General features: G+C 67.0%; 25 protein-coding genes. 15 read left to right on the forward strand and 10 right to left on the reverse strand.

Going from position 1 to position 23,445, the window contains the following annotated elements; translation table 11 throughout:
* The first annotated feature begins 6 nt into the window (after positions 1–6).
* Together ASF94_RS04975 and ASF94_RS04980 are read left to right on the forward strand one after the other, a co-directional pair.
* Entirely contained in the window at positions 7–396 is a 390-nt protein-coding gene (locus ASF94_RS04975) for a DUF1987 domain-containing protein (RefSeq protein WP_056662497.1), read from the forward strand.
* On the forward strand, positions 396–1,166 hold the full coding sequence (locus ASF94_RS04980) for a GGDEF domain-containing protein (protein ID WP_056662501.1): 771 nt from the start codon (positions 396–398) through the stop codon (positions 1,164–1,166). Before ASF94_RS04975 ends, ASF94_RS04980 begins: the two co-directional genes overlap by 1 nt.
* A 166-nt stretch (positions 1,167–1,332) precedes the next feature.
* Here ASF94_RS04980 and lipA read toward each other — a convergent pair whose 3' ends face one another.
* Genes lipA through ASF94_RS04995 form a run of 3 tightly spaced genes read right to left on the reverse strand, consistent with a single transcriptional unit; the run spans position 1,333 to position 3,388 of the window.
* Positions 1,333–2,322, reverse strand: a complete 990-nt coding sequence (lipA, locus tag ASF94_RS04985) for a lipoyl synthase (RefSeq protein WP_056662504.1) — start codon at positions 2,320–2,322, stop codon at positions 1,333–1,335.
* A gap of 15 nt (positions 2,323–2,337) precedes the next feature.
* The gene (lipB, locus tag ASF94_RS04990) at positions 2,338–3,030 is read right to left on the reverse strand and encodes a lipoyl(octanoyl) transferase LipB (RefSeq protein ID WP_056662507.1); all 693 of its coding nucleotides are present in this window, start codon (positions 3,028–3,030) and stop codon (positions 2,338–2,340) included.
* 31 nt (positions 3,031–3,061) lie between these two features.
* Positions 3,062–3,388 carry a YbeD family protein gene (locus ASF94_RS04995; RefSeq protein WP_056662508.1) on the reverse strand — a complete coding sequence of 109 codons (327 nt, stop codon included), beginning with the start codon at positions 3,386–3,388 and terminating at the stop codon, positions 3,062–3,064.
* A 367-nt stretch (positions 3,389–3,755) separates the two neighbouring features.
* Here ASF94_RS04995 and ASF94_RS05000 point away from each other — a divergent pair, with 367 nt between their 5' ends.
* The 9 genes from ASF94_RS05000 (at position 3,756) to ASF94_RS05040 (ending at position 11,006) form a co-directional block, all read left to right on the forward strand.
* Complete coding sequence (locus ASF94_RS05000; protein WP_056662511.1) at positions 3,756–4,232, forward strand: ATP synthase subunit I; 477 nt, start codon at positions 3,756–3,758, stop codon at positions 4,230–4,232.
* Between the two features lie 15 nt (positions 4,233–4,247).
* The gene (atpB, locus tag ASF94_RS05005) at positions 4,248–5,126 is read left to right on the forward strand and encodes a F0F1 ATP synthase subunit A (protein WP_056662513.1); all 879 of its coding nucleotides are present in this window, start codon (positions 4,248–4,250) and stop codon (positions 5,124–5,126) included.
* A gap of 61 nt (positions 5,127–5,187) precedes the next feature.
* Entirely contained in the window at positions 5,188–5,436 is a 249-nt protein-coding gene (atpE, locus tag ASF94_RS05010; RefSeq protein ID WP_011793551.1) for a F0F1 ATP synthase subunit C, read from the forward strand.
* A 34-nt stretch (positions 5,437–5,470) separates the two neighbouring features.
* Complete coding sequence (locus tag ASF94_RS05015; protein ID WP_056662516.1) at positions 5,471–5,941, forward strand: F0F1 ATP synthase subunit B; 471 nt, start codon at positions 5,471–5,473, stop codon at positions 5,939–5,941.
* 13 nt (positions 5,942–5,954) lie between these two features.
* Positions 5,955–6,500 carry a F0F1 ATP synthase subunit delta gene (locus ASF94_RS05020; RefSeq protein WP_056662519.1) on the forward strand — a complete coding sequence of 182 codons (546 nt, stop codon included), beginning with the start codon at positions 5,955–5,957 and terminating at the stop codon, positions 6,498–6,500.
* Positions 6,501–6,543: 43 nt separating this feature from the next.
* Complete coding sequence (atpA, locus tag ASF94_RS05025) at positions 6,544–8,097, forward strand: F0F1 ATP synthase subunit alpha (protein ID WP_056662523.1); 1,554 nt, start codon at positions 6,544–6,546, stop codon at positions 8,095–8,097.
* Positions 8,098–8,115: 18 nt separating this feature from the next.
* Positions 8,116–8,985 (forward strand): F0F1 ATP synthase subunit gamma, encoded by an 870-nt coding sequence (atpG, locus tag ASF94_RS05030; RefSeq protein WP_056662525.1) that lies wholly within the window; start codon positions 8,116–8,118, stop codon positions 8,983–8,985.
* A gap of 36 nt (positions 8,986–9,021) precedes the next feature.
* The gene (gene atpD / locus ASF94_RS05035) at positions 9,022–10,452 is read left to right on the forward strand and encodes a F0F1 ATP synthase subunit beta (RefSeq protein ID WP_056662527.1); all 1,431 of its coding nucleotides are present in this window, start codon (positions 9,022–9,024) and stop codon (positions 10,450–10,452) included.
* Positions 10,453–10,586: 134 nt separating this feature from the next.
* Positions 10,587–11,006 carry a F0F1 ATP synthase subunit epsilon gene (locus tag ASF94_RS05040; RefSeq protein WP_056662531.1) on the forward strand — a complete coding sequence of 140 codons (420 nt, stop codon included), beginning with the start codon at positions 10,587–10,589 and terminating at the stop codon, positions 11,004–11,006.
* A 287-nt stretch (positions 11,007–11,293) separates the two neighbouring features.
* Here ASF94_RS05040 and ASF94_RS05045 read toward each other — a convergent pair whose 3' ends face one another.
* From ASF94_RS05045 to ASF94_RS05055, 3 genes are all read right to left on the reverse strand, one after another.
* The gene (locus tag ASF94_RS05045) at positions 11,294–11,836 is read right to left on the reverse strand and encodes a TPM domain-containing protein (RefSeq protein WP_235505270.1); all 543 of its coding nucleotides are present in this window, start codon (positions 11,834–11,836) and stop codon (positions 11,294–11,296) included.
* Between the two features lie 132 nt (positions 11,837–11,968).
* A complete protein-coding gene (locus tag ASF94_RS05050; protein ID WP_056662534.1) occupies positions 11,969–12,931 on the reverse strand; it encodes a YgcG family protein in 963 nt (320 codons plus the stop codon).
* A 22-nt stretch (positions 12,932–12,953) separates the two neighbouring features.
* Positions 12,954–13,556: a LemA family protein gene (locus tag ASF94_RS05055; protein WP_056662655.1), complete on the reverse strand. Its 603-nt coding sequence runs from the start codon at positions 13,554–13,556 to the stop codon at positions 12,954–12,956.
* A gap of 155 nt (positions 13,557–13,711) precedes the next feature.
* On the opposite strand from ASF94_RS05055, the gene ASF94_RS05060 reads away from it, so the two are divergent.
* The 3 genes from ASF94_RS05060 to ASF94_RS05070 all read left to right on the forward strand — a co-directional run bounded on the left by ASF94_RS05060 (position 13,712) and on the right by ASF94_RS05070 (position 15,855).
* A complete protein-coding gene (locus tag ASF94_RS05060) occupies positions 13,712–14,167 on the forward strand; it encodes a nuclear transport factor 2 family protein (protein WP_056662538.1) in 456 nt (151 codons plus the stop codon).
* 67 nt (positions 14,168–14,234) lie between these two features.
* Positions 14,235–15,305 carry a YheT family hydrolase gene (locus tag ASF94_RS05065; RefSeq protein ID WP_056662541.1) on the forward strand — a complete coding sequence of 357 codons (1,071 nt, stop codon included), beginning with the start codon at positions 14,235–14,237 and terminating at the stop codon, positions 15,303–15,305.
* Entirely contained in the window at positions 15,298–15,855 is a 558-nt protein-coding gene (locus tag ASF94_RS05070; protein WP_056662543.1) for a DUF2946 family protein, read from the forward strand. Before ASF94_RS05065 ends, ASF94_RS05070 begins: the two co-directional genes overlap by 8 nt.
* A 72-nt stretch (positions 15,856–15,927) precedes the next feature.
* Here ASF94_RS05070 and ASF94_RS05075 read toward each other — a convergent pair whose 3' ends face one another.
* From ASF94_RS05075 to ASF94_RS05090, 4 genes are all read right to left on the reverse strand, one after another.
* Positions 15,928–16,515: a c-type cytochrome gene (locus ASF94_RS05075; RefSeq protein ID WP_056662548.1), complete on the reverse strand. Its 588-nt coding sequence runs from the start codon at positions 16,513–16,515 to the stop codon at positions 15,928–15,930.
* Positions 16,516–16,625: 110 nt separating this feature from the next.
* Positions 16,626–18,095, reverse strand: a complete 1,470-nt coding sequence (locus ASF94_RS05080) for an efflux transporter outer membrane subunit (RefSeq protein WP_056662551.1) — start codon at positions 18,093–18,095, stop codon at positions 16,626–16,628.
* 32 nt (positions 18,096–18,127) lie between these two features.
* Positions 18,128–21,286: an efflux RND transporter permease subunit gene (locus tag ASF94_RS05085; RefSeq protein WP_056662553.1), complete on the reverse strand. Its 3,159-nt coding sequence runs from the start codon at positions 21,284–21,286 to the stop codon at positions 18,128–18,130.
* 24 nt (positions 21,287–21,310) lie between these two features.
* On the reverse strand, positions 21,311–22,585 hold the full coding sequence (locus ASF94_RS05090) for an efflux RND transporter periplasmic adaptor subunit (RefSeq protein ID WP_056662556.1): 1,275 nt from the start codon (positions 22,583–22,585) through the stop codon (positions 21,311–21,313).
* A gap of 189 nt (positions 22,586–22,774) precedes the next feature.
* Here ASF94_RS05090 and ASF94_RS05095 point away from each other — a divergent pair, with 189 nt between their 5' ends.
* On the forward strand, positions 22,775–23,401 hold the full coding sequence (locus ASF94_RS05095; RefSeq protein WP_056662559.1) for a TetR family transcriptional regulator: 627 nt from the start codon (positions 22,775–22,777) through the stop codon (positions 23,399–23,401).
* The last annotated feature ends 44 nt before the right edge of the window (positions 23,402–23,445 follow it).

A 23,445-nucleotide genomic window follows, 5' to 3' on the forward strand; every position in this document is an offset into this window, starting at 1 on the left:
ACACAGATGGACAACCTCTATATCGCCCCGACCCCCAGCTCCCCCGAGGTGGACTTCCAATTCGACAACCACGCACTCAGCCTGCGCGGCGAGTCCTATCCCGAGAATGCCGCCGCGTTCTATGGCGGCATCCTCACGCAGCTCAGGGCCTATCTGGCCGAACAGTCGGGACGCAGGATCGAGGTGAGCATTGCGCTCGCCTACTTCAACAGCTCCAGCACCAAGATGCTGTTCAACCTCATCGAGGCCTTGAGCGAGGCGGCTGCACAAGGCAATGACGTGGCCGTGCGCTGGTACCACGACGAAGAGGACGACACCATCCTCGAATTCGGCCAGGAGCTCAGCGAAGACTTCCCCGCACTCCGCTTCACCACCCATCCCGTGAGTGCCGCCTGATGCCCCAGCATGCGCCCGAGGCTGCGCCGCCCGATCTGTTCGATGCCGAACACCAGGCGCTGCAGGCAGCACGCGAGGTGCACCGCGCCCACGGCGGGGCCGACGATCGTGCACCCTGCCACCAGGCCCTGGGGGAACTGCTGTCGGCCTACGAACGCCTGCTGCGGGAAACCCGCCGGCTGGTGCGCCGCAGCGACCGGGCAGAGCTGGAGATGAACCAGCTGAACATGCGCTTGCAGGACCTGGCGGCGCAGCTGGAATTCCGCGCGAACCACGACCCGCTGACCGGCGTGCTCAACCGGGCGGCCATCATCGAGCAGGTGAACCGGCGACTGCGCGGCGGTGGCCTGGCGCTGATCGTGCTGGACATCGATTTCTTCAAGCGCGTCAACGACAGCTTCGGCCATCCGGTAGGAGACCGGGTCATCCTGGGGGTGGTGGACTGCCTGAAAGCGGTGGTGCCCCGCTGCGCGCAAGTCGGCCGTGTGGGCGGAGAAGAATTCACCGTGGTGCTGCCGGGCCTGGGGCTGGCGGATGCGCTCCCAGTGGCCGACGCCCTGCGCTGCGCCATCGAGGCCCATCCGTTCGCACTGCCTGATGCCAGCCGCATCACCGCGAGCTTCGGCCTCTGCGTGGCCGAGGCGGGCAGCGATTTCGACTGCGCCTATGGACGGGCCGACGAGGCGCTCTACGCAGCCAAGCGGGGCGGCCGCAATCGGGTGTGCATCGCAGAGGGCGTGACGCTGGCGCCCCTGGCGGCATGCGCATGAGGGCGGGCAGTTGACGCCGCGTCGCGCTGCGTCCGCAAGGGCCTCACCGGATCGAGGCAGGGGCTGAGACCGGTGGGGGCGGCAGGCGGATGTGCCGCCCATTCACCGCCTATTCACGGCCCATTCACGGCCAATTTGCCGCCCGTGCCGGACCGCAGTGCTCCGCTCAGGCCGCGACCACGCCGGCTGCGTGAGCCTGCTGATCCGCGTGGTAGCTGGAGCGCACCATCGCACCTACGGCAGCGTGGGTGAAGCCCATCTTGTAGGCCTCTTGCTCGTACATCTTGAAGGTGTCGGGGTGCACGTAGCGACGCACCGGCAGATGGCTGTTGGAGGGCGCGAGGTACTGGCCGATGGTCAGCATGTCGATGTCGTGCGCGCGCATGTCGCGCATCACCTGCAGGATCTCTTCGTCCGTCTCGCCCAGGCCCACCATGATGCCGCTCTTGGTCGGCACGCCGGGGTGCAGCGCCTTGAACTTCTTGAGCAGGTTCAGGCTGAACTGGTAGTCGGAGCCGGGGCGCGCTTCCTTGTAGAGGCGCGGCGCCGTTTCCAGGTTGTGGTTCATCACGTCCGGTGGCGCTGCCTTCAGGATCTCCAGCGCTCGGTCGTCGCGGCCGCGGAAGTCGGGCACCAGGATCTCGATCTGCGTGGCGGGCGAGAGCTCGCGGATGTTGCGGATGCACTCGACGAAGTGGCCGCTGCCGCCGTCGCGCAGGTCGTCGCGATCGACGCTGGTGATCACCACGTACTTGAGCTTCAGGGCGGCGATGGTGCGCGCCAGGTTGAGCGGCTCGTCCTTGTCCAGCGGGTCGGGGCGGCCGTGGCCCACGTCGCAGAAGGGGCAGCGGCGGGTGCACTTGTCGCCCATGATCATGAACGTAGCCGTGCCCTTGCCGAAGCATTCGCCGATGTTCGGGCATGAGGCTTCTTCGCAGACCGTGTGCAGCTTGTGCTCGCGCAGGATCTCCTTGATCTCGTAGAAGCGCGTGGTGGGCGAGCCCGCCTTGACGCGAATCCACTCGGGCTTCTTCAGCACCTCGCCCTGCTCGACCTTGATCGGAATGCGCGACAGCTTGGCCGCAGCCTTCTGCTTGGCCAGCGGGTTGTAGGTGGCGGAGGATTGCGCTTCGCGGACGACTTCGGGAGTGCTCATGGCAGGTCTTGCAGATCAGGGAGCGAGGCGCGTGGCGAGTTGCCCCGCCAGTACGGTGGCGGCCTCGTCCCAGGTGGTGTGGACCCCGATTGTAGAAAGGTCCACCGTGGCCAGCCCTGCATAGCCGCAAGGGTTGATCCGCGAGTAGGGCTCCAGGTCCATGTCCACGTTCAACGCCACGCCGTGGTAGGTGCAGTGCCGGGTCACCTTGATGCCCAGTGCGGCGATCTTGCCGAGGCCGGTGAAATCGGGCGCTGCAACATGACCCGCAGCGCCCGCATGCTGGGGGCGTTGGGGCAGGAGCGCGTGGCTGCCGGGGTCGTCCAGCCGCACGTAGATGCCCGGCGCTCCGGTCACGCGGTGGCCCGTCACGCCGAAATGGCCGAGCGTGTGGATCACCGCCTCTTCGATGCGATAGACGTATTCCTTGACGAAGTAGCCCGCGCGGCGCAGATCGACCAACGGATAGGCGACCACCTGGCCCGGTCCGTGATAGGTCACCTGGCCGCCCCGGTTGCTGGCGAAGACCGGAATGTCGGCCGGGGCCAGCAAGTGGCTGGCCTGGCCCGCCACACCCTGGGTGTAGAGGGGCGGGTGCTCGCAGATCCAGAGTTCGTCGGGCGTGCCGTCGCCACGCTCCTGCGTGAAGCGCTGCATGGCGTCCACCGTCTCGGCGTAGTCGGCGCGGCCGAGAAAGCGCGGCTCCATCATGGCCGGGTCTGACCGGGGCGTGCCGGCGTCAGAGGACGACCTTGACCAGCGGGTGCGAGGAGAGGGCGCGGTACAGGTCGTCCAGTTGTTCGCGGCTGGTGGCGGTGACGGTGATCGTCACGCCTAGGTACTTGCCCGCCCGGCTGTCGCGCAGTTCGATGGTCGAAGCATCGAAGTCCGGGTCGAAGCGCCGTGCCGTTTCCGTGATGGCGCCGACGAAGCCGTCCACCTTCTGTCCCATCACCTTGATGGGAAACTGCGACGGATACTCGATCAGCGAATCCTTGCGCGCGTCGCCGGCAACGGCGTCGGTTTCAGGGTTTGCGGCATCGAAAGGGGTGGGAGGCTGGGTCATGGCTCGAAAAGAAATTGCGGCAATGGACGGGTGCGCCAAGTGTGCCGACGTTGGCATTGTGCGACATGCCCTGCAAAGTCTGAGGGCTCTTTCAGTCGCGGGGCTGTCACAGTGTGCTGCCACCCTGCAGCACGGGGTGACACGGGGCCAGTGTTCGCCGGTTGCCTACGGCCAGGGCGCCCCGCCTGTCCACCCGCCTGCCGCAGGCACCACGCCGGTGCGCGGACAGCCCCGGAATGTGCGTGGATCGCCCCGCAGAGGGGCACCGGAGTGCCCCTCTGTCACAAGGCATTGCGGATTCGCATGGGTTTTTACTTATAATCAGGGGCTTTGTGAAAGTTTCGGTCTTCAAGGCGAGCGGCATTCCATGACGAAATCAACCGCTCCCGTAACGGAAACTGAGGCTCAGGATGCCGACTTCAAGCCCCTGACTGCGCAAGAAGCGCACCAGTGGCGGCAACGCAATCCACCGATTTCTGTCTGGCGGATCGTTGGCTGTCAGGCCCTGGTCGGTATCGCCGTAGCCTTGCTGGCTTGGCTGGTGTCCGGCAAGCCCCACGTCGCCTGGTCTGCCGCTTACGGCGCGCTGGCCGTCGTTATTCCTGCTGCCCTGTTCGCCAGGGGTATGGCGCGTCAGCGGGCTTCCGCGGGTGCCGTGCTGGTGGGGCTGATGGGGTGGGAGTTGGTGAAGATTGCAATGACCGTCGCCATGCTGGCGGCGGCGTCCCGGCTGGTGCCGGAGCTGAGCTGGCTGGCGCTGCTGGTCGGCATGGTAGTGACGATGAAAACGTACTGGATCGCGCTCATAGTGCGGCCCGGTGTTCGCAAACCGGTTGATATTTGAGAGAAGAGTTGTCCGATGGCCGCAGAAGCGCACGCCCCGACTGCCAGTGAATACATCGTTCACCACTTGCAGCATCTCCAGAACATCAAGCAGAAGTCCATCGTCGATTTCTCCGTGGTGAACTACGACTCCGTCATCGTGGGTTTGGTTCTCGGTGTGATCGCTCTGTTCACGTTCTGGATGTGCGCCCGCAAGGCCACCTCCGGCGTGCCGGGCCGTTTCCAGGCTGCGGTGGAGATCCTGGTCGAAATGGTGGACAACCAGGCCAAGGCCAACATCCACAATGCCGAGAGCCGCAAGTTCATCGCGCCGCTGGCGCTGACCGTGTTCGTCTGGATCTTTCTGATGAACGCCATGGACATGCTGCCGGTCGACCTGCTGCCCGCCATCTGGGCGCAGATCTACGGCGCCGCCGGCCATGATCCGCACCATGCCTACCTGCGTGTCGTGCCGACCGCCGACCTGTCCACCACGCTGGGCCTGTCCTTCGCCGTGCTGGTGCTGTGCCTGTATTACAGCGTGAAGATCAAGGGCCTGGGCGGCTGGGCGCACGAACTGGTTACCGCGCCTTTCGGCACCAGCAAGAATCCCATCTTCGCCCTGATCCTGGGCGTGGTGAATCTGCTCATGCAGATCATTGAATACGTTGCCAAGACGGTGTCGCACGGTATGCGGCTGTTCGGCAACATGTACGCTGGTGAGTTGGTGTTCATGCTGATCGCCCTGATGGGCGGCGCGGCAGCCATGTCGCTTTCCGGTGTGTTGCTCCCCCTGGGGCACATCATTGCGGGCTCTATCTGGGCGATCTTCCACATTCTGGTGATCACCCTGCAGGCCTTCATCTTCATGATGCTTGCGCTGATCTACCTCGGCCAGGCGCATGACGCTCACTGAGTCTTTTGTCTCTCTCGTTTCCCTTTAACTTTTCTTTCTTTCTTTCATCCTAGGAGTCATCATGGAAAACATTCTCGGTCTCGTCGCTCTGGCTTGTGGTCTGATCGTGGGTCTGGGCGCTATCGGCGCTTCGATCGGTATCGCTCTGATGGGTGGCAAGTACCTCGAAGCTTCCGCTCGCCAGCCTGAACTGATCAACGAACTGCAAACCAAGATGTTCATCTTGGCCGGTCTGATCGACGCCGCCTTCCTGATCGGCGTTGCCATCGCCCTGCTGTTCGCTTTCGCCAACCCCTTCGTCCTGGCCTAAGCTCCGTTCAACGCCCAAATAGAAAGGTGTTGCCGTGAGTATCAACGCGACCCTGTTCGTTCAGGCCATCGTCTTTCTGATCCTGGTGCTGTTCACGATGAAGTTCGTGTGGCCCCCGATCGCGAAGGCGCTGGATGAGCGAGCCCAGAAAATCGCCGATGGCCTCGCTGCCGCCGACCGCGCCAAGTCCGAACTCACCGCTGTGAACCAGCGCGTGGAAAAGGAACTGGCCCAGACGCGCAACGAGACGGCATCGCGGATCGCGGACGCCGACCGCCGCGCTCAGGCCATCATCGAAGAAGCCAAGGCGCGAGCCACGGAAGAGGGCAACAAGATCGTTGCCGCCGCCCGTGCAGATGCCGAGCAGCAAACCATCCAGGCCCGCGAAGCCCTGCGTGAGCAGGTCGCGGCCCTGGCGGTGAAGGGTGCCGAGCAGATCCTCCGCAAGGAAGTCAATGCCGGCGTCCACGCGGATCTGCTGAACCGCCTGAAGACCGAGCTGTAAGGAGCGCGCAACCATGGCAGAACTCGCCACCATTGCCCGCCCTTACGCGGAAGCGCTCTTCAAGGCCAGCACCGCCACGCCGGGCACTGACCTGAACGGCACCGTCGCCTGGGTGGAAGAGATGGCGGCGATTGCCGCCAACCCGCAGTTGCGCCAGCTCGCAGAGAACCCCAAGGTGACGTCGGACCAGGTGTTCGACGTGATCGCGGGTGTGGTGCGCAACCTGCTGCCCGATGCGGCGCGCAACTTCCTGCGCGTGATCATCGACAACGGCCGGGTGGACGCACTGCCTGAAGTGGCGACGCAGTTTCGCGCGCTGGTCAACCAGCGCAACGGCTCTTCCGATGCCGTGGTGTACAGCGCCTTCCCGCTGGATGCCACCGCTCTGGCGGGCCTGGATGCAGCGCTGGAAAAGCGCTTCGGCCGCAAGCTGAGTGTCTCTTCGGTCCAGGTGGACGAATCCCTGATCGGCGGCATTCGCGTAGTGGTGGGTGACGAGGTGCTGGACACCTCGGTCAAAGCCCGTCTGGAACAAATGAAAGCGGCCCTCACTGCGTAAGCGGCTTGAGGTCTGGGCTAACCAAAGAAAGAAGGAAAGAGTCATGCAACTCAATCCCGCAGAAATTTCTGAACTGATCAAGAGCCGCATCGAAGGTCTGGCAGCGAGCAGCGACATCCGCAACCAGGGCACCGTGGTGTCGGTGTCGGACGGTATCGTGCGCGTGCATGGCCTGTCGGACGTGATGCAGGGCGAAATGCTCGAGTTCCCCGCCACGCAGGACGGCCAGCCTTCCTACGGCCTGGCGCTGAACCTCGAGCGCGACTCCGTCGGCGCCGTGATCCTGGGCGAGTACGAACACATCTCCGAAGGCGACACCGTCAAGTGCACGGGCCGCATTCTGGAAGTGCCCGTGGGTCCCGAACTGGTGGGCCGCGTGGTCAACGCGCTGGGCCAGCCGATCGACGGCAAGGGTCCCATCAACGCCAAGCTGACGGACGTGATCGAAAAGGTCGCTCCCGGCGTGATCGCCCGGAAGTCCGTGGACCAGCCGCTGCAGACCGGTCTGAAGTCCATCGACTCGATGGTGCCCGTGGGCCGTGGCCAGCGCGAGCTGATCATCGGTGACCGCCAGACCGGCAAGACGGCCGTCGCCATCGACGCCATCATTGCCCAGAAGGGCCAGGGCGTGACGTGTATCTACGTCGCCATCGGCCAGAAGGCTTCCTCCATCAAGAACGTCGTGCGTGCCCTCGAGCAGGCCGGCGCCATGGAATACACCATCGTGGTGGCGGCATCGGCCTCCGAATCGGCGGCCATGCAGTACGTGTCGGCCTATTCCGGCTGCACGATGGGCGAATATTTCCGCGATCGCGGCGAAGACGCCCTGATCGTCTATGACGACCTGTCCAAGCAAGCCGTGGCCTACCGCCAGGTCTCGCTGCTGCTGCGCCGCCCACCAGGCCGCGAAGCCTATCCTGGCGACGTGTTCTATCTCCACAGCCGTCTGCTGGAGCGTGCAGCCCGCGTGAACGCCGACTACGTCGAAGCCTTCACCAAGGGTGAAGTCAAGGGCAAGACGGGTTCGCTGACGGCGCTGCCGATCATCGAAACGCAAGCCGGCGACGTGTCCGCCTTCGTTCCGACGAACGTGATCTCGATCACGGACGGCCAGATCTTCCTGGAAACCAGCCTGTTCAACGCAGGTATCCGCCCCGCCATCAACGCCGGTATCTCGGTGTCGCGCGTCGGTGGTGCAGCCCAGACCAAGATCATCAAGAGCCTGTCCGGCGGTATCCGTACCGATCTGGCCCAGTACCGTGAGCTGGCTGCCTTCGCGCAGTTCGCATCCGACCTGGACGAAGCCACCCGCAAGCAGCTGGACCGCGGTGCCCGCGTGACCGAGCTGCTGAAGCAGGCCCAGTACAGCCCGCTGCCCATCTCGCTGATGGGTGCCACGCTGTTCGCGGTGAACAAGGGCTTCATGGACGACATCGAAGTGAAGAAGGTGCTCGACTTCGAACACGGCCTGCACCAGTTCCTGAAGACCAGCCATGGCGCTTTGCTCGCCAAGCTGGAGCAGGCCAAGGCCATGGACAAGGACGCAGAAGCCGAGCTGACGGCTGCGATCACCGCGTTCAAGAAGTCGTTCGCCTAAACCGAACGAGGAAACCTCATGGCAGCAGGCAAGGAAATACGCGGCAAGATCAAATCGGTGGAGAACACCAAGAAGATCACCAAGGCCATGGAAATGGTGGCCGCATCCAAGATGCGCAAGGCGCAGGACCGGATGCGCGCTGCCCGTCCCTACAGCGACAAGATCCGCAACATCGCGGCCAACCTCGGTCAGGCCAATCCGGAATACGTGCATCCTTTCATGAAGGAAAACACGGACGCCAAGGTGGCCGGCATGATCGTGGTGACGACCGACAAGGGCCTGTGCGGCGGCATGAACACCAACGTGTTGCGTGCCGTGACGACCCAGTTGCGCGACCTGCAGTCCGCTGGCGTGTCCACCGAAGCCGTGGCCATTGGCAACAAGGGTCTGGGCTTCCTGAACCGTGTCGGCGCCAAGGTGGTTTCGCACGTCACGGGCCTGGGCGACACGCCGCATCTCGACAAGCTCATCGGCCCCGTGAAGGTGCTGCTCGACGCTTATGCCGAAGGCAAGATCAACGCGGTGTACCTCAGCTACACCAAGTTCATCAACACCATGAAGCAGGAATCGGTGGTGGAGCGTCTGCTCCCCCTGTCCTCCGAGCAGATGCAGGCCGATGCCACCGAGCACGGCTGGGATTACATCTACGAGCCCGATGCACAGAGCGTCATCGACGAGCTGCTGGTTCGCTATGTCGAATCGCTGATCTATCAGGCCGTGGCTGAAAACATGGCGTCCGAGCAGTCGGCGCGGATGGTGGCCATGAAGGCTGCCACCGACAACGCTGGCAGCGTCATCGGCGAGTTGAAGCTGGTCTACAACAAGACGCGTCAGGCGGCGATCACGAAGGAACTGTCCGAGATCGTGTCCGGTGCCGCCGCTGTGTAAACAGCTCGACAGACAAATTTATTTGGAGCGAGAAAAATGGCTCAAGAGAATTCCCTAATGAACACTGGCGTTCAGGGCAAGATTGTTCAATGTATCGGCGCCGTGGTGGACGTGGAGTTCCCACGCGACCAGATGCCCAAGGTCTACGACGCCCTGAAGCTCGAAGGCTCCACCCTGACGCTGGAAGTGCAGCAGCAGCTGGGTGACGGCGTGGTGCGTACCATCGCCCTGGGTTCGTCCGACGGCCTGCGCCGCGGCATCGTGGTGTCCAACACCGGCAACCCCATCAGCGTGCCCGTCGGCAAAGCCACCCTGGGCCGCATCATGGACGTGCTGGGCGCGCCCATCGACGAGCGCGGCCCGGTTGACCAGGCCCTGACGGCCTCGATCCACCGCAAGGCGCCTGCGTACGACGAACTGTCGCCATCGCAAGAGCTGCTGGAAACCGGCATCAAGGTGATCGACCTGGTGTGCCCGTTCGCCAAGGGCGGCAAGGTGGGCCTGTTCGGCGGTGCCGGCGTGGGCAAGACCGTGAACATGATGGAACTCATCAACAACATCGCCAAGGCCCACAGCGGTCTGTCGGTGTTCGCTGGTGTGGGCGAGCGGACCCGTGAAGGCAACGACTTCTATCACGAAATGGCCGATTCCGGCGTCGTGAACCTCGAGAAGCTCGAGGAGTCGAAGGTCGCCATGGTCTACGGCCAGATGAACGAGCCACCAGGCAACCGTCTGCGCGTGGCGCTGACCGGCCTGACCATCGCCGAGTCGTTCCGCGACGAAGGCCGTGACGTGCTGTTCTTCGTGGACAACATCTACCGCTACACGCTGGCCGGTACCGAAGTGTCGGCACTGCTGGGCCGCATGCCTTCCGCCGTGGGCTACCAGCCCACGCTGGCCGAGGAAATGGGCCGCCTGCAAGAGCGCATCACCTCCACCAAGGTCGGCTCGATCACCTCCATCCAGGCCGTGTACGTGCCTGCCGATGACTTGACCGACCCATCCCCTGCGACGACCTTCGCCCACTTGGACTCCACCGTGGTGCTGTCGCGTGACATCGCTTCGCTGGGTATCTACCCCGCCGTGGACCCGCTGGACTCCACCAGCCGCCAGCTCGACCCGCAAGTCGTGGGCGAGGAGCACTACGCGGTCGCCCGCGGTGTGCAGGGCACGCTGCAGCGCTACAAGGAACTGCGCGACATCATCGCCATTCTGGGCATGGACGAACTGGCTCCCGAAGACAAGCTGGCCGTGGCTCGCGCCCGGAAGATCCAGCGTTTCCTGTCGCAGCCATTCCACGTGGCCGAAGTGTTCACGGGCTCGCCAGGCAAGTACGTGCCCCTGGCAGAAACCATCCGTGGTTTCAAGATGATCGTGGCTGGCGAGTGCGACCACCTGCCGGAGCAGGCGTTCTACATGGTCGGCACCATCGACGAAGCCTTCGAAAAGGCCAAGAAGCTGGCGTAAGCCTGCCGGGGCGGCCGGGCGCCTGCCCTCGGCGTGTGGACGGTCTTCGAGCCTTTCACTGCGCCGGGTGGCCCGAGTGCCGAGTGCCGCAACGACCGCTTGCTCCCACTTTTTGAACATTGAAGGAACGACCCATGGCCAACACCTTTCACGTCGATGTCGTCAGCGCCGAGGAGTCCATCTTCTCGGGCGAGGCGCGCTTCGTGGCGCTGCCGGGCGAAGCGGGTGAGCTGGGCATCCTGCCCAAGCACACGCCCCTGATCACGCGCATCAAGCCCGGTTCCGTGCGCATCGAACTGGCCGACGGCAATGAAGAGTTCGTCTTCGTCGCCGGCGGCATCCTGGAAGTGCAACCCGACCGCGTGACCGTGCTGTCCGACACCGCCATCCGCGGCAAGGACCTGGACGACGAAAAGGCCAGCGCCGCCAAGGCCGCCGCCGAAGAAGCGCTCAAGAACGCCAAGAGCGATCTCGACCTGGCCAAGGCCCAGTCCGAGCTGGCCGTCATGGCCGCCCAGATCGCCGCGCTGCGCCGCTTCCGTCAGAAGCGCTGAGCCTGGCTGGGCTGCACCCGCCACCGCAGGCCTGCAACCCGGGCTTTGCGCTCTGGCAGGCAGCAACGCAAACAAAGCCGCCCCTCCGGGCGGCTTTTTTCATGGGGAGGGGGTTCGGCCGTTCGACGACCGGTGACTGCAGGTGGCCCATCGCCCATCGCCCATCGCTATCGAGGCCGCTACCCGGGGGCGCCGCCACTGCCGGCCTGGCAAGGTCACGGCGTAATGGGCGGCCGGGTCCCCAGCCCTCGCGCTGGCGGGATGTGGGGCGGGAGGCCCCGCCTGCCTCAGTCCGCGCGGCCCGCCCGGCGCGACATCACCGGGGCATCTGGCAGTCCCTCATCGGCGCCTCCGCCCACGACCGCGCCCGATCCCCCCGTTGCAGCTTCTGCTTGCACAGCGGGGAAGTGCTCAACCAGCAGCGCCGACACCTCTGCCAGCGCCTCCGTCAGCCCTTCTTCGTGGCGACGTGCGCGGAAGGCCGCTCCCATGTCAGCCACCAGGTCGCGCCACGCTTGCGGGGGGATGACCCGGGCCAGGGCGCGGTCGGCCACGATCTCGATGGCATGGTCGGCATGCAGCAGGTAGATCAGCACGCCGTTGTTGTGCTCCGTGTCCCAGACGCGCAGCTTGCCGAACTGGGTCACGGCCCGCTCGCGCGCGCAGGCGCCGCGCAGCAGGTACGACCACGGTAGGCCGCCCTCGATGCAGATGCGGATCTGACCGGTGTGCCGCCGCTCGCTGGCGGCCACGCGGCGTGTCAGCCGCTCCAGCGCGTCGTCGGGTAGCGCTCGGCGCACGGCGCCTTCGGACCAGCGATGGCGGCACATGCGCGCCAGCCGTTGCCAGATGGACGGAGCAGCAGGAGCCGCCGGCCGGCGCAGGTCGGCGCCGCCGGGCTTGGCTGCGGAAGAGGAAGAGGAAGAGGATGAACCGTCGGGTGTCTTCGCCATGGCCTGCCCCTACCAATCGCCGGAGGCGCCACCGCCCCCGAAGTCGCCGCCGCCGCCGGAGCTGAAACCGCCGCCGCCGCCACCGCTACCCCCGGAGCCGAAGCCGCCGCCCCAGCCCCCCATGCCGGCGCCTCCGGCCCAGCCGCCCAGGCCGCCGGCAGCACCGCCGCCGCCCCCGCCATGCCAGACGGTGCCCGTGCGGCCACCGAAGAGCCAGGTATAGAGCAGCGCCAGCACGGTGACGCCGCCCGCGATGAGCAGGCTGGAGGTGACCAGCAGGGCCAGCCCGCCGGCACCGCCGCCCACCAGCAGACCGCCCAGCCCCTTGCCGAAGATGCGGCGGGCGAGCGGGCCGCCTACCATCACGCCGAAGAACAGGAACACCGCCAGGTCCGTCCAATCGAAGCCGTCTCCCGGCTGCGCCTTGCCGGAGCGCTGGTGCGTGTCGCCAGGCACCGGCAGCCCTTCCCCGGCGATGCGGGCCTCGATCTGATTGACCGCCGCCGTGAGCCCGCCCGCGAAGTCGTTCTGCTGGAAGCGGGGCTTCATGGCGCTGTCGATGATGCGGGCGGCAGCGATGTCGGGCAGCGCGCCTTCCAGCGCCTTGGCGACCTCGATGCGCATCTTGCGGTCTTGCTGGGCCACCAGCACGATGACGCCGTCGCCCACGTCGCGCCGGCCGATCTTCCACTGGTTGGCCACGCGGTTGGCATAGGCCGCGATGTCTTCGGGGCGGGTGGTCTGCACCATCAGCACCACCACCTGCGAGCCATGCCGCTGCTCGATGCCGGCCAGCCGCGTGTCCAGCGCCTGGCGGTCGGTGGCCGACAGGATGCCGGTGGGGTCGATTACGCGCGCCGACAGCGGCGGCACCGGCAGCAGCGCCTGCGCCGCGGCCGAGGGCGGGGCCAGCCAGCCTGTAGCTATCAAAAGTATAGCTAGAAGTGCTTGCAGTACCGGCGCGAATGGCATGTTTGGCCCTGAACCGAGTGCGTCAGGGGCGCGAGGCCGCCGGGCGCGAGAAGTCCACCGTCGGCGGCGTGCTGATCTGCGCCTCGTTCTGCACGGTGAAGCTGGGCTTGGGGTCGTAGCTGAAGACCTTGGCGGTCAGGTTGGTGGGAAAGCTGCGGGCCAGCACGTTGTATTCCTGCACGGTCTGGATGTAGCGGTTGCGCGCCACGGTGATGCGGTTCTCGGTGCCCTCCAGCGTCACGCGCAGATCGCGGAACGCCTGGTTGGCCTGCAGCTGCGGGTACCGCTCGGCGACGACCATCAGCCGCGACAGTGCGCCCGACAGCTCACCCTGCGCCTGCTGGAACTTGTTGAAAGCCTCCGGGTTGTTCAGCGTCTCGGGCGTCACCTGGATCGACGTGGCCTTGGCGCGCGCTTCGACCACGCGGGTCAGCGTGTCCTGCTCGAAGGCCGCCTCGCCCTTGACCGTGGCGACGATATTGGGCACCAGGTCGGCGCGCCGCTGGTACTGGTTGAGAACCTCGCTCCAGGCCGCCTTGGATTGCTCGTCCAGGCGCTGGAAGTCGTTGTAGCCGCAGCCCGAGAGGGAGAGCACGGCGGCAAGCAGGGCGAAAAGACGTTTCATGGTGATGCCGCCCCGGCGCCGCGAAGCCGGCGACACTGCCAATGGCCACCGGGGCAAGGCGCATTGTGCCTGCTGGCTGCGGCGGCCTTTGTCCGTGACAAGGCGGGCCGCGCCTCGGACAATGGCGCATCGCCATCCACCCCCCGCGCCCGGCCATGACCCGATCTTCCCTGCGCGCCGCCACGCTCGGCGGCTCCCCCGACGACACCGAATCCGCCTTCTACGACGCACTGCAGGCCGGCGACATCGACCGGCTGATGGCCTGCTGGGCGGACGACGACGAGATCGTCTGCGTGCACCCTGGCGGACCGCGGCTGCTCGGCCCCGGCGCCATTCGCTCGGCCTTCGCGGCCATGTTCGAGCACGGCACGCTGCGGGCCCGGCCGACCCAGGTGCACCGCGTGCAGGCGCTGGCCAGCGCCGTGCACAGCGTGATCGAGCGGGTGGAGGTGATGCTGCCCGACGGCCCGCGCGAGGCGGTGGTGCAGGCCACCAACGTCTATCACAAGACCGCGCAGGGCTGGCGGCTGGTGGCCCACCATGCCAGCCCCGGCACGGTACAGGCCGCCACCGCGCCCGGGTCCACCCCACCCGCAGGCAGGCTGCACTGATTTCGGTTCCGTCCTGGATCGATGAGGTTTTGGCCCACGGGCGCCCGCCCTTTCTGCGCCTGATGCCATGAAATACAGAGCGCCTGCCTGGTTGCCGGGCGGCAATGCGCAAACCATCTGGCCGGCGCTCATGGCCCGCCGCACCGTGGGGCCCGGACCGGCCTACCGCCGCGAGCGCTGGACCACGCCCGACGGCGATTTCGTGGACGTGGACTTCCTTGCGCAGGACATGGCGACCGAGCCGCCCCGGGGCTCCTCGCCTCGGCCCCTGCTGGTGTTGTTCCACGGGCTGGAGGGCTCGTCGCGCAGCCACTATGCCGAAGCCTTTGCCGACGTGGCCCGCGCGCGTGGCTGGCGCTTCGCCGTGCCGCACTTCCGCGGCTGCAGCGGCGAGCTCAACCTTGGCCCCCGCGCCTACCATTCCGGCGACCACGAAGAGATCGGCTGGCTGGTGCAGCGGCTGGCGCGGGCGGGCGGGGCGGCCGATGCGCCGCCCGGGACGCCAGCCGCGCCGGTGTGGGCCGTGGGCGTCTCGCTCGGCGGCAACGCGCTGCTGCGCTGGGCGGCCGAGGCCGGGAGCCGGGCGGCCGATCTGGTGGCTGCCGTTGCCGCCGTCAGCGCGCCCATCGACCTGGCTGCGGGCGGTGCCGCCATCGGGCGGGGCTTCAACCGGCAGGTCTACAACCGCATGTTCCTGCGCAGCATGGTGCCCAAGGCGCTGGCCAAGCTGCAGCAGCACCCGGGCCTGTTCGATCGCGATGCGCTGCTTGCGGCGCGCGACCTCCATGCCTTCGACAACGTCTTCACGGCGCCGCTGCACGGCTTCCGCGATACCGACGACTACTGGCAGCGAGCCTCCGCCAAGCCGCTGCTGCCCGCCATCCGCGTGCCGGCGCTGGTGCTCAACGCGCTGAACGATCCGTTCGTGCCGGCCGCCAGCCTGCCCACGCCGCAGCAGGTCGGCCGGCACGTCACGCTCTGGCAGCCGGCTGGCGGCGGGCATGTCGGCTTCCCGGCCGGAGCCTTCCCGGGGCACGTGCGGGCCATGCCGGACGCGGTGGCCGACTGGCTGGCCGCGCAGGGCGCCGCCACCTACGCGCCCCTGCCGCCCGCCCAGGCAGAATCGGCCCATGGATGACATCGTCAGGCAGGCCATCGCCAAGTGGCCCCACGTTCCCGACTGCTACGGCTGGCTGGGTTTGGACGCGCGCGGCCACTGGTACATGCGCGACGACGCCACGCAGGCACAAGGCCCCTTTCCGCAGTCGCGCGGCTCGCGGCTGCAGCACGACAAGCTGATCGAATTCATCCAGCGCAACTACGAGGCCGACGCCGAGGGCCGCTGGTTCTTCCAGAACGGCCCCCAGCGCGTCTATGTGGAGCTGGAATCGACGCCGCTCGTCTGGCGCTTCGGCGCGGATGGCGTCCCCGTGGCCCAGAACGGCACCCGTCTGACCGGGCAGGGCCAGTGCCTGGTGGATGAAAACGGCTATGTCTATCTGGCGTGCAGTGCAGGCCTGGGTCTGGTGCACACGCTCGATGTGCCGCAGGTGGCAGACGCCCTGGAGCAAGGTCGCTGGACGCCCGAGTCTGTGCAGTCGAGCGACCTGCCCGGGCGCTACGGCTTCGTGCGCAGTCCCGCTCAACAGGCGGCGGGCACTCCCAACGGCGCACCTCCCAAGGCGTAAAAAAGCCGGCTGCAAGCCGGCTTCGGAGGGAGAAGGGCGCTGGCTGCTGCCAGGCGCCTGGGCGCAAGGGTTTCAGCCGCCGGATGCGGCAGCCGCCGGGGCCGCAGCGCCAGCGGCAGAAGCGCCAGCGCCAGCGGCAGAAGCCCCGCCCGCTGCGGGGGCCGCGCCGGGGCGGTCAGGCTCGGCGAACTTCGCACCGGCCGCGTTGGCGAGGTAGGCCACGCCGCGGGCGATTTCCGTGTCATCGAATTCGCCGCCACCTTGCGGAGCCATGGCGCCCTTGCCCTTGAGTGCCGACTGCACCAGCGTCTCGAAGCCTTGCTGGATGCGCGGTGCCCAGGCAGCCACGTCGCCCAGCTTGGGCGCGCCGGCGGCACCCGTGGCATGGCAGGCGGCGCATTGACCCTTGAAGACTTCCTCGCCCGGGCGCAGCGGCCGGTTCGCGTCGCGCACTTCCACCATGCCGACCTTCTGGATGCGTTCCGCTACGGCCTTCTCGGGGTTGGCGCTGCCCTCGGCTGGCTTGTTGCCGGAAGTCACGAACATCACCAGACCGATGATGGCGAAGATCGGAAGCACGAAAGAAAAAAGGACCGTGACCAGCAGCTGCTTGGGGTTCTTGATCGGTCCGGTGTGCGCTTCTTCGTGGGTGTCGCTCATGACGTCCTCTGTGGGGCTTGGGGGCTCGCTATCCTTGAATTTTCATTATAGGAGTCGCCCTGCGGGGCGGCCGTTGGGGAAAACGGCCCCCCGCGCCCCCTTGCGCTATGTCAAGAACGTGGTGCGGTTTGCGGCGCCTCGCTCCATCCGCCGCCCAGAACGCGGTACAGCGCGACCTGGTTCTGCAGGCGCAGCAGGCGCGTCTGCACGAGGCTCTGTTCCGAAGCGAACAGCGAGCGCTGCGCGTCCAGCAGGTCCAGATAGCTGGCCACGCCATTGCGGTAGCGCAGGTCCGACAGCTCGAAGCGCTTGCTGTCGGCCTGCGCCTGGGTGCGCTGGGCGTTGAGCTGGTCCTGCAGCGTGGCTTCTCCCGCCAGCGCATCCGCCACTTCGCGGAAGGCCGACTGGATGGAGCGCTCGTACTGCGCCACCGCGATCTCGCGGCCGGCCCGGGCCGATTCCAGCGTGGCCTGGTTGCGGCCGGCGTCGAACAGCGGCAGCGCCAGTTGCGGCGCGATCGAGAACGCCCAGCTGCCTCCCTTGAACAGGCCCGACAGTTCGTTGCTGACCGTGCCCACGCTGGCCGTGAGTGCGATGCGCGGGAAGAAGTTGGCCCGCGCCGCGCCGATGTTGGCGTTGGCGGCGATCAGTTGCTGCTCGGCCTGGCGGATGTCCGGCCGGCGCGTCAGCAGATCGGAGGGCAGGCCGGCCGGCAGCGGCGGCATGGGCTGTGCATTGGCCAGCCGCGCGGAGGACAGGCTGGCCAGGATGTCGGCCGGCACCGGCTGGCCGAGCAGCAGCGCAAGGGTGTTCTCGTCCTGCAGCCGTTGGCGGCGCTGCTGGGCGTAGGTGGCGCGGGCGGTTTCGGCCAGGCTGATGGCCTGGCTGTTGTCCAGCTCGGAGCTGACGCCGTTCTCCAGCCGCAGCCGGGTCAGCTTCACCGACTCGTCGCGCGTGCTGAGGGTGCGGCGCGAGATGTCGAGCAGTTCCTCGTCGGCCTGCAGGTTGAACCAGGCCGTCGCCACCGACGCCACTAGGCTGATCTGCGCCGCCTTGCGCGCCTCCTGGGTCGCCAGGTACTGCGCCAGCGCCTGCTCCTTCAGCGCGGCGATGCGGCCGAAGAAGTCGATTTCCCAGGCCGACAATGCCAGGCCGACCTGGTACTGGTTCGCGTACTGCCCGGTCGTGGCGCTCGGCTGGCGGGCGGCATTGGCCACGCCGTTGACCGCGGGGAACTGCGCGGCCCGCTGGATCTGGAACTGCGCGCGCGCCTGCTCGATGTTGAGCGCCGCCACGCGCAGGTCGCGGTTGTTGGCCAGCGCCGTGCCGATCAGCGTCTGCAGCCGGGGGTCGGAGAAATAGTCCTTCCAGTCGATGTCGGCGGCCGCCCGCGCATCGGCGCTGGCAGCCACGTTCGTGCCGGGCGATGCCGCCGCGGCGGCGGCCGTCGTGCCGTAGGTGGCCGGCACCGGCGCGGCGGGCCGCTCATAGGTCGGAATGAAGCTGCAGCCCGCCAGCAGCGCGGCCAGGGCCACGGCGGTCAGCGCGGCCGGGCGCGCGAACGGAGTGGTGTGCGTCATGGATCGTTTCTCCAGAAAGGCGCGGCAGGGCGTCATTGCGCGTCCTCCGCATGGCGGTGCATCTGCGCCTGGTGCGCGTCGTGTTCCTGCTGGCGCTTGCTGCCCTTGAAGAAGGAGCGCACCAGCACGAAGAACACGGGAACGAACACCACCGCCAGCACGGTGCCGGTGATCATCCCGCCGATCACGCCGGTGCCGATGGCGCGCTGGCTGGCCGAGCTGGCGCCCGAGGCGATGAACAGGGGCACCACGCCCAGCGTGAACGCCAGCGAGGTCATGATGATCGGGCGGAACCGGAGGTGGGCGGCTTCCAGCGCCGCCTCCAGCACGCTCTTGCCCTCGGCCTGCAGGTCCTTGGCGAACTCCACGATCAGGATGGCGTTCTTCGCCGAGAGCCCGATGATGGTCACCAGCCCGATCTGGAAGTAGACGTCGTTCGACATGCCGCGCAGCAGCGTCGCCAGCAGCACGCCCAGCACGCCCAGGGGCACCACCAGCATCACCGACACCGGAATGGTCCAGCTCTCGTACAGCGCGGCCAGGCACAGGAACACCGCCAGCAGCGAGAACGCGTAGAGGATGGTGGCCTGGGAGCCGGCGAGCTTTTCCTCACGCGACTGGCCGGTCCATTCGAAGCCGAAGCCCGGAGGCAGCTGGGCGGCCAGGCGCTCCATCTCGGTCATCGCATCGCCGGTGGAATAACCTGGGCCGGCATCGCCCGCGATCTTGATCGAGGGATAGCCGTTGTAGCGCACCGTCTGCATGGCGCCGGTGATCCAGCGCGTGGTCGCGAAGGTCGAAAGCGGCACGGTCTGGCCCTTGTTGTTCAGCACCGGCAGGTCCAGCACCGACTCGGGCTGCATACGTGCCGCGGAGTCGGCCTGCACCACCACGCGCTGCAGGCGGCCCTGGTTCGGGAAGTCGTTGATGTAGGCCGAGCCCAGCGCCGTGGACAGCGCGCTGCTGATGCTGTCGAACGTGATGCCCAGGGCGTTGGCCTTGTCGCGGTCGATGTCGATCTGCATCTGCGGCGCGTCTTCCATGCCGTCCGGGCGCACGCCCGCCAGCACCTTGCTCTGCGCCGCCATGCCCAGCAGCTGGTTGCGCGCGCCCAGCAGGGCGTCATGGCCCTGGGCCGCGCGGTCCTGCAGGCGGAAGTTGAAGCCCGTGCCGGTGCCCAGCTCAGGGATGGGCGGCGGGCTCAGCGCGAAGATGAACGCGTCGCGGATGCCGGAAAGCGCTCCGAAGGCGCGGCCAGCCACGGCCGAGGCCGAGTGGTCTGCGCCCTCGCGCTCGCTCCAGTCCTTCAGGATCACGAAGGCCAGGCCCGCGTTCTGCCCCTGGCCCGAGAACGAGAAGCCCGCCACGGTGACGATGTTCTCGACCTCCGGCTGCTTGAGCATGAAGTCTTCCACCTGCGACAGCACCGCCGACGTGCGCGACTGCGCCGCACCCGGGGGCAGCTGCACGTTGGTGATGATGTAGCCCTGGTCTTCGTTGGGCAGGAACGACGTGGGCAGGCGGGTGTACACCAGCGCCACCGCGCCCAGCAGCACAGCGTAGATGATCATCATGCGGCCGCCGCGGCGCAGCAGCTTGCCCATCCAGCTTTCGTAGCGGTGCGTGGTGCGCTTGAACGACCGGTTGAACCAGCCGAAGAAGCCCTTCTTCTCTGCATGGTGGTCCGGATCGACGGGCTTGAGCAGTGTGGCGCAGAGCGCCGGCGTGAGCGACAGCGCCAGGAAGGCCGAGAAGGCGATGGAGGTGGCCATCGTCGCCGCGAACTGTCGGTAGATGTTGCCGGTGGAGCCGGCGAAGAAGGCCAGCGGCACGAACACCGAGATCAGCACCACCGTCACGCCGATCACGGCGCCGGAGATCTGGCCCATGGCCTTGCGCGTCGCCTGCAGCGGCGGCAGGCCTTCCTCGGCCATGATCCGCTCGACGTTCTCCACCACCACGATGGCGTCGTCCACCACGATGCCGATCACCAGCACCATGCCGAACATGGTCAGCACGTTGATCGAGAAACCCATCGCCAGCAGCGCCCCGAACGTGCCCAGCAGCGCCACCGGCACCACGATGGTCGGGATGATGGTGTAGCGGAAGTTCTGCAGGAACAGGAACATCACGATGAACACCAGCACCACGGCTTCGATCAGCGTGTGCACCACCTTCTCGATGGAGACCGACACGAACTTGGAGGTGTCGTACGGCACCACGTAGTTCACGCCCTGCGGGAAGAATTTCTTGAGCTCTTCCAGCTTGGCCTTGACGGCCTTGGCGGTGGCCAGCGCATTGGCCGACGGGGTGGGCTGCACGCCCAGGCCCACGGCCTGCTTGCCGTTGAGGCGCGCGCTGGTGCTGTAGCTCTGCGAACCCAGCTCGATGCGGGCGACGTCGCGCAGGCGCACCGACGAGCCGTCGGTGTTGGCGCGCAGCACCACGTTGCCGAACTGCTCGGCCGTCGAGAGCTGGCCCTTGACCACGATGGTGGCCGCCACGGGCTGGCCGTTCTCGGCGGGCAGGTCACCCAGGTTGCCGGCGGACACCTGCACGTTCTGTGCGCGGATCGCCGCATTCACCTGGTCCAGCGACAGGTTGAAGCCCTTGAGCTTGGCCGGGTCCACCCAGACGCGCATGGCACGTTCCGAGCCGAACTGCGTCAGCGTGCCGACGCCGGCCACGCGCTGCAGCTCGGGCACCACGTTGCGGGCGGCGTAGTCGTTCAGCGCCTCGATGCTCACGTCGGGGTTTTCCGTCGTCAGCATCGCGAACATCAGGAAGTTCGAGCGCGACTGCTCCACGCGCACGCCCTGCTGCGTCACCGCGCTCGGCAACCGCGGCGTGGCGCGCGACAGGCGGTTCTGCACGTCCACCTGCGCCAGGTCGGCGTTGGTGCCGGGCTCGAAGCTCAGCGTGATGGAGCCGGTGCCGTTGGCCTGGCTGGTCGTCTCGACATACGCCAGGCCCGAAGCGCCGTTCATCTCGCGCTCGATCACCGCGAGCACGCTGTCTTCCAGCGTCTGGGCGTTGGCGCCGGGGTAGGCCACCGACACCTGGATGGTCGGCGGCGCCACGGCGGGGTACTGCGCAATCGGCAGCTTGGTGATGGAGATACCCCCCATCACCATGATGAAGATCGTGATGACCCATGCAAAGATGGGCCGTTCGATGAAGAACTTGGCCATGTGCCGCGCTCCTTGTTTTTGTTCTTACGACTTGGCGGGGGCCGCGGCAGGGGCCGATGCGGGGGCGGCGGCCGGGTTGGCGCCGGGGGCCTGCCAGGGCACGGGGTTCACGACGATCGGGTCGCCGGGCTTGCCGCGCGGCAGCTTCTGGAAGCCGTCCACCATCACCTTTTCACCGGCCTTGAGGCCATCGGTCACCACCCAGTTGGTGCCTTGCGCCGGGCCCAGCTTCACAGTGCGGGGCGTGAGGTGGTTGTCCGGGCCCACCACCATCACGGTGTCGCCCTTGGCCGAGCGCGTCACGGCCTGCTGCGGCAGCAGCACGCCGTTGTCCACCTGGGCCTGTTCCAGCCGCACGCGCACGTACAGGCCGGGCAGCAGCAGGCGGTCGGGGTTCGGGATCTCGGCGCGCAGCGTCACCTGGCCGCTGGTGGCGTCCACCGTGAGGTCGGTGAACAGCAGCCGGCCCGTCTGGCCGTACACGCTGCCGTCTTCCAGCACCACGCGCACGTTGGCCGAGCCGCTGGCCGACTGCTTGTACTTGCCGCTGGCGATCGCCGTGCGCAGCTTGAGCGCGTCCGCCGCCGACTGGGTGAAGTTCACGTAGAGCGGATTGATCTGCTGGATGACCGCCAGCTCGGTGGCCGTGCCCTGGCCCACCAGCGCGCCTTCGGTCACCAGCGCACGGCCGATGCGGCCGGAGATGGGCGCCGTCACCGCGGCGTAGCCCAGATTGATGCGCGCCGAGGTCACGCCCGCGCGGGCGGCCGCCAGGTTGGCTTCAGCCGTTTTCTGCGAGGCGACCGCGTTGTCGTATTCCTGCTTGCTGATGGCGTTCACCGCCACGAGCGGCCGATAGCGGTCCGCCAGCGACTTGGTCTGCGCCACGTTGGCCTCGGCCTGCGCCACGCTGGCCTGTGCGCTTTCCAGCGTGGCCTGGTAGGGCGCGCTGTCGATGGTGAAGAGCCGCTGGCCGGCCTTGACGTCGCTGCCTTCGGTGAAGAGGCGCTTTTGCAGGATGCCGGCAGCCCGTGCGCGCACTTCCGCGACCCTGGACGCTTCCAGCCGGCCCGGCAGTTCGGTGACCAGGCCCACGTCACCGGGAGTCACGGTCACCACGCCCACCTGGGCGGGCGGCTGTTGCTGCTGCTGTGCGGGGGCCGCGCCCTCTTCGGGCTTCTTGCCGCAACCGCTCAGCACGAGTGCTGCCACCAGGGCAGCGGCCACGGTCGAGGAGGTGGTGCCGAAGCGGGACAGGGAGGCGGGGTGGAGGGCGGAGTCGTCGGGCAGGCGCTGCATGGAAGTCCTTTGAGTCAAGGCAAGGCAACAAGCGGAAAGAAGGGAATTCCGATCGGCCGGCTTCCCAGTCGGCACACGCCGGCACGGGGAAGGGGTTTCGGAAAAACCGCAGATTGTACATACAAACATGAATGTATAATTACTGCGACGGCGCTTTTCACGACGCCGGGCAGGAGGCAATCCCCACCCATGGCTAGAAGAACCAAACAGGATGCAGATGCTACGCGTTCGCGTCTGCTCGACGCAGCGGAGCAAGTTTTCTACGACAAGGGGGTCTCCCGCGCGTCGTTGAACGACATCGCCTGCGCGGCGGGTGCGACCCGGGGCGCCATCTACTGGCACTTCAAGGACAAGGGCGACCTGTTCAACGCGATGATGGACCGCGCGACCTCGCCGCTGCAGAAAGCGGTGCACGACGACGAAGCGTTCTCCCGCGCGAAGGAAGAGCCGCTCCAGCGGCTGCGTGACCGCATCGACTACGTGCTGCGCAGCATATCGACCGATGCGCGGACCTGCCGCGTGTTCGAGATCGCGCTGTTCCGTGTCGAATACGTGGACGAACTGGCGAGTGCGCGCGACCGGCACATGTCGGAGTGCGGCAGCTTTCAGCAGAAGCTGAAGGACGACCTGCAGGACGCCGCCGCGGCGCAGGGCATCACGCTGCCGCAGGGCGCACAGTGCGCGGCCATCGGGCTGCGCTCCGTCTTCGAAGGGTTGATGCAGATCTGGTTGCTCAACCCTGCCGACTTCGATCTGGTGGCCGTCAGCCGCACGGTGGTGGACGCTTATCTCAAGGGCTTGGGTTTCAGGCTCTGAGGGCGTGCGATAATCCGCCGCTTGACCGCGCACCATGCGCGCTC

It is taken from the genome of Acidovorax sp. Leaf160 (assembly GCF_001424265.1).
Lineage (GTDB): Bacteria > Pseudomonadota > Gammaproteobacteria > Burkholderiales > Burkholderiaceae_C > Paracidovorax.

Coding starts and splice junctions, on each gene's coding strand:
- atpD (WP_056662527.1), top strand. CDS start 9,022: ATGGCTCAAGAGAATTCCCTAATGAACACTGGCGTTCAGGGCAAGATT.
- ASF94_RS05060 (WP_056662538.1), top strand. CDS start 13,712: ATGACCCGATCTTCCCTGCGCGCCGCCACGCTCGGCGGCTCCCCCGAC.
- atpE (WP_011793551.1), top strand. CDS start 5,188: ATGGAAAACATTCTCGGTCTCGTCGCTCTGGCTTGTGGTCTGATCGTG.
- ASF94_RS05020 (WP_056662519.1), top strand. CDS start 5,955: ATGGCAGAACTCGCCACCATTGCCCGCCCTTACGCGGAAGCGCTCTTC.
- ASF94_RS05090 (WP_056662556.1), bottom strand. CDS start 22,585: ATGCAGCGCCTGCCCGACGACTCCGCCCTCCACCCCGCCTCCCTGTCC.
- ASF94_RS04980 (WP_056662501.1), top strand. CDS start 396: ATGCCCCAGCATGCGCCCGAGGCTGCGCCGCCCGATCTGTTCGATGCC.
- atpG (WP_056662525.1), top strand. CDS start 8,116: ATGGCAGCAGGCAAGGAAATACGCGGCAAGATCAAATCGGTGGAGAAC.
- ASF94_RS05050 (WP_056662534.1), bottom strand. CDS start 12,931: ATGCCATTCGCGCCGGTACTGCAAGCACTTCTAGCTATACTTTTGATA.
- ASF94_RS05000 (WP_056662511.1), top strand. CDS start 3,756: ATGACGAAATCAACCGCTCCCGTAACGGAAACTGAGGCTCAGGATGCC.
- ASF94_RS05040 (WP_056662531.1), top strand. CDS start 10,587: ATGGCCAACACCTTTCACGTCGATGTCGTCAGCGCCGAGGAGTCCATC.
- ASF94_RS05075 (WP_056662548.1), bottom strand. CDS start 16,515: ATGAGCGACACCCACGAAGAAGCGCACACCGGACCGATCAAGAACCCC.
- ASF94_RS05070 (WP_056662543.1), top strand. CDS start 15,298: ATGGATGACATCGTCAGGCAGGCCATCGCCAAGTGGCCCCACGTTCCC.
- ASF94_RS05095 (WP_056662559.1), top strand. CDS start 22,775: ATGGCTAGAAGAACCAAACAGGATGCAGATGCTACGCGTTCGCGTCTG.
- ASF94_RS05055 (WP_056662655.1), bottom strand. CDS start 13,556: ATGAAACGTCTTTTCGCCCTGCTTGCCGCCGTGCTCTCCCTCTCGGGC.
- ASF94_RS04995 (WP_056662508.1), bottom strand. CDS start 3,388: ATGACCCAGCCTCCCACCCCTTTCGATGCCGCAAACCCTGAAACCGAC.
- ASF94_RS05085 (WP_056662553.1), bottom strand. CDS start 21,286: ATGGCCAAGTTCTTCATCGAACGGCCCATCTTTGCATGGGTCATCACG.
- ASF94_RS05045 (WP_235505270.1), bottom strand. CDS start 11,836: ATGTGCCGCCATCGCTGGTCCGAAGGCGCCGTGCGCCGAGCGCTACCC.
- ASF94_RS05080 (WP_056662551.1), bottom strand. CDS start 18,095: ATGACGCACACCACTCCGTTCGCGCGCCCGGCCGCGCTGACCGCCGTG.
- atpB (WP_056662513.1), top strand. CDS start 4,248: ATGGCCGCAGAAGCGCACGCCCCGACTGCCAGTGAATACATCGTTCAC.
- lipA (WP_056662504.1), bottom strand. CDS start 2,322: ATGAGCACTCCCGAAGTCGTCCGCGAAGCGCAATCCTCCGCCACCTAC.
- ASF94_RS04975 (WP_056662497.1), top strand. CDS start 7: ATGGACAACCTCTATATCGCCCCGACCCCCAGCTCCCCCGAGGTGGAC.
- atpA (WP_056662523.1), top strand. CDS start 6,544: ATGCAACTCAATCCCGCAGAAATTTCTGAACTGATCAAGAGCCGCATC.
- lipB (WP_056662507.1), bottom strand. CDS start 3,030: ATGGAGCCGCGCTTTCTCGGCCGCGCCGACTACGCCGAGACGGTGGAC.
- ASF94_RS05065 (WP_056662541.1), top strand. CDS start 14,235: ATGAAATACAGAGCGCCTGCCTGGTTGCCGGGCGGCAATGCGCAAACC.